The sequence below is a fragment of the Actinoplanes sp. NPDC026623 genome, assembly GCF_040638275.1.
Lineage (GTDB): Bacteria > Actinomycetota > Actinomycetes > Mycobacteriales > Micromonosporaceae > Actinoplanes.
The window spans coordinates 1-3,429 of record NZ_JBEZXZ010000379.1 but is presented as its reverse complement, the minus strand read 5'-3'; the positions used below and the strand labels follow the sequence as shown (position 1 = coordinate 3,429).

General features: G+C 73.3%; 4 protein-coding genes. 3 read left to right on the top strand and 1 reads right to left on the bottom strand.

Annotated features, from left to right (window positions below; translation table 11 throughout):
* Window positions 1–148: 148 nt before the first annotated feature.
* From pcaD to AB0F10_RS44885, 3 genes are read left to right on the top strand one after another with little or no spacing between them, the layout of a single operon-like run.
* Window positions 149–925 (top strand): 3-oxoadipate enol-lactonase, encoded by a 777-nt coding sequence (gene pcaD / locus AB0F10_RS44895; protein ID WP_360640632.1) that lies wholly within the window; start codon window positions 149–151, stop codon window positions 923–925.
* Window positions 912–1,289, top strand: a complete 378-nt coding sequence (pcaC, locus tag AB0F10_RS44890) for a 4-carboxymuconolactone decarboxylase (protein ID WP_360640630.1) — start codon at window positions 912–914, stop codon at window positions 1,287–1,289. The genes pcaD and pcaC overlap by 14 nt, the downstream gene beginning before the upstream one ends.
* Window positions 1,290–1,305: 16 nt before the next feature.
* Window positions 1,306–2,091, top strand: a complete 786-nt coding sequence (locus AB0F10_RS44885) for an IclR family transcriptional regulator C-terminal domain-containing protein (RefSeq protein WP_360640628.1) — start codon at window positions 1,306–1,308, stop codon at window positions 2,089–2,091.
* On the opposite strand, the gene AB0F10_RS44880 is transcribed toward AB0F10_RS44885, so the two are convergent.
* Complete coding sequence (locus tag AB0F10_RS44880; RefSeq protein ID WP_360640626.1) at window positions 2,072–3,127, bottom strand: diguanylate cyclase domain-containing protein; 1,056 nt, start codon at window positions 3,125–3,127, stop codon at window positions 2,072–2,074. The genes AB0F10_RS44885 and AB0F10_RS44880 overlap by 20 nt on opposite strands.
* Window positions 3,128–3,429 lie beyond the last annotated feature (302 nt).

The window sequence follows — 3,429 nt, the reverse complement described above, 5'->3', positions numbered from 1 at the left end:
GCGACGCGGCCACCCGCGGCGACCTGGCCCGGGACCCGGCGATCACCGCCCACCTGGACCCGGCCCGGCTGGCCGCGCTGCTCGACCCGGCCGGCTACGTCGGCGACGCCGGCGCCCTGATCGACCGCGCGCTGCGGGCGGCGTCACGATGAGCGCGGCCGTGGCGGTCCATCACCGCGAGGACGGGCCCCCGGACGCCCCCGCGCTCCTGCTGATCAACTCGCTCGGCGCCGACCTGTCCATGTGGGAGCCGCAGATCCCCGCGCTGGCCGGGCCGTTCCGGGTCATCCGGTACGACGCCCGCGGGCACGGCCGCTCACCCGTACCCCCGGGCCGTTATGCCCTTGCCGATCTCGGGCGGGACGCGCTCGGCCTGCTGGACCGCCTCGGCGTCGCGCGGGCCCACGTCTGCGGGCTGTCGCTCGGCGGCATGACCGCCATGTGGCTCGCCGCGCACGCCGCCGAGCGGGTCGACCGGCTCGTCCTGTTCTGCACCTCCGCCCTGCTCGGGCCGAGGTCGGCCTGGGCCGAGCGCGCCGAGCTGGTCCGGGCCGAGGGCACCGCCGCGGTCGCCGGCGCGATCGTCGCCCGGTGGGTGACCGCCGGCTACGCGGCGGCGCACCCCGCGGCCGTCGCCACGCTGCGGGACATGGTCGCGGCCACCCCGGCCATCGGGTACGCCGGGGCCTGCGCCGCCGTCGAGGACATGGATCTGCGCGCCGACCTGTCGAGCATCCGCGCACCCACGCTGGTGGTCGCCGGCGCCGACGATCCGGCGACGCCGCCCGAGCACGGCGCGGCCATCGCCGCGGCCGTGCCCGGCGCCCGCCTCCAGGTGCTGGCCGGCGCCGCGCACCTGGCCAGCTTCGAACAGCCCGCGACCGCGAACCGACTGATCCTGGAGGCGCTGGATGGACGATCTTGAAGCGGGCCTGGCGGTGCGGCGCGAGGTGCTCGGCGACGCGCACGTCGACCGCGCGATCGCCGCGACCACCGACTTCACCGCGGCGTTCCAGGACTTCATCACCCGGTACGCGTGGGGCACGGTCTGGGCCGGCGACGGGCTGGACCGGCGCACCCGCAGCTGCGTGACCCTGGCCGTGCTCACCGCGCTGCACTGCCACGAGGAACTGGCCATGCACGTGCGCGCCGCCCGGCGCAACGGGCTGACGCCCGCCGAGATCGGCGAGGTGCTGCTGCACACCGCCGTCTACGCCGGGGTGCCCGCCGCCAACGCCGCCTTCAAGATCGCCCAGGCCGCCCTCGCCGACGACGAAGCCCCAGCGTGACGCTATGGTGCAGCCAATGACTGACCAGGTCCGCGAGCCGCACTACGTGCAGTCGCTCGAGCGCGGGCTCGCCGTCATCCGGGCCTTCGACGCCCACCACTGCGAGCTCACCCTCAGCGAGGTCGCCCGGATCTGCGACCTCACCCGGGCCGCCGCCCGGCGCTTCCTGCTCACCCTCACCGACCTCGGATACGTACGCACCGACGGGCGGCTGTTCTCGCTGACGCCGCGCGTGCTCGAGCTCGGCTACTCGTTCCTGTCCAGCCTGTCGCTGCCCGAGGTGGCCCTGCCGCACCTGGAACGGCTCGTCGCGGAGGTGCACGAGTCGTCGTCGGTGTCGGTGCTCGACGGCGACGACATCGTCTACGTGGCCCGGGTGCCCACCCGGCGGATCATGACGGTGGCGATCAACGTGGGCACGCGGTTCCCGGCGTACGCGACGTCCATGGGCCGCGTGCTGATCGCCAACCTGCCCGGCGACCAGGTCGGCGCGTACCTCGAACGGGTGCGGCTCGAGCGGCTCACCGACCGCACCATCACGTCGGTGACGGCGCTCGGCGACGAGCTCGAGCGGGTCCGCGAGCAGGGCTACGCGATCGTGGACCAGGAGCTCGAGGAGGGCCTACGGTCGATGGCGGCGCCGCTGCGCGACCGCTCGGGATCGGTCAGCGCCGCCGTGAACGTCTCCGTGCACGCCAGCCGCACCTCCGTCGCGGTGATGCGGGCCAAGCTGCTCCCGCCCCTGCTGGCGGCGGCGGAGCGGATCACCGCCGACCTGCGGATCACGGCACCGGGGCGTTAGAACTACGCTTCTCGGCGTACATCGCCGCGTCCGCGGTCGCGACCAGCCGGGAGAAGTCCTCGCCGGGCCGCCCGATGGCGTAACCGATGCTGGCACCGACGCGGTAGACGCCGGTGTCGCCGCAGATCGGCTCGGCGATCGCCGCCCGCAGCCGCCGCGCGGTGTCCGGCAGGACGGCGCCGAGATCGTCGCCGGTCAGCACCGCGACGAACTCGTCCCCGCCGGTGCGGGCCAGCACGGCGGCTCCGGGCAGGTGCTGGCGCAGGCGCTGGGCGACGATCCGCAGCACCTCGTCGCCGGCCTCGTGCCCGGCCGCATCATTGACCTTCTTGAAGCCGTCAAGGTCGACGACCAGCACCCCGGCCTGCCGCGCGGGAAGGCCCGGCAGCGCGTCGATGCGGGACATGAGCAGGGTACGGTTGGCCAGGCCGGTCAGACTGTCGTGGGTGGCCGCATACTCGGCCTCGGCCTGGCTACGCTCCAGCCGCGAGTGCAGGCGGGCATGCTGGATGGCGATGGCGGCATGCTCGGCGAAGAACGCCAGGATCTCCTGCTGCTGCGGCCCGGGGCGGCGCCCGTCGACCGGGAGATCGACGCTGAGCACGCCGAGCCACTCCCCCGACGGCGCGGTCAGCGGGGCGAAGAGGCAGTCCAGCGGGTGCCAGCGCTCCGGGTCGTCGCTGGCCTCGATGTCGGGCACCCAGACGTACAGTGACTCGGGGACGCCGAGGCGGTGGTCGACGAAGTAGAGCGAGCCCCAGCGCTCGGCGCGGCGGAAGAGCTCACGCCAGTTCTCCGCGGAGCCGCTCATGCCGAGCAACTCCTTGCGGACCTCGTCGCTGCCCGCTACCGCGACGGTGGTCAGGTCGCCGTTCGGCTCGGCCAGGTTGACGGCGGCCAGGCCGAAGCCGGCGGCCTCGACCACGCCGCAGGCTACTGCGTCGAGGGTCTCGGTCAGGTCCAGGCTGGCGTGCACGCGCTTGGTTACCGCGTGCAGTGCCCGCAGGGCCTGCGACTGCGGATCGGAGGGGGTCAACCGGGCTCCCTTCGCCGCTTTCGTGATCAACCGACCGTAGTGCATGGGCCTACAGCTTGTGGACCCTCAGATGGGGGGTGCTGGGTGCGAGCAGGGCTCAGGTCGGACATAACCGCCTGCCGGCCGGGCGTGTCGCGTGTGCGCATGCGGTTTGTGAGTGGGCATTTTGCTTGCGGTTTGTGGGTGGCGTTTTGCTTGCGGTTTGTGGGTGGCGTTTTGCTTGCGGTTTGTGGGTGGCATTTTGCTTGCGGTGGACGGGTGGGGCCGGGGGTGCCCACGAACTGCTGGTGGTTCGTTTCTAC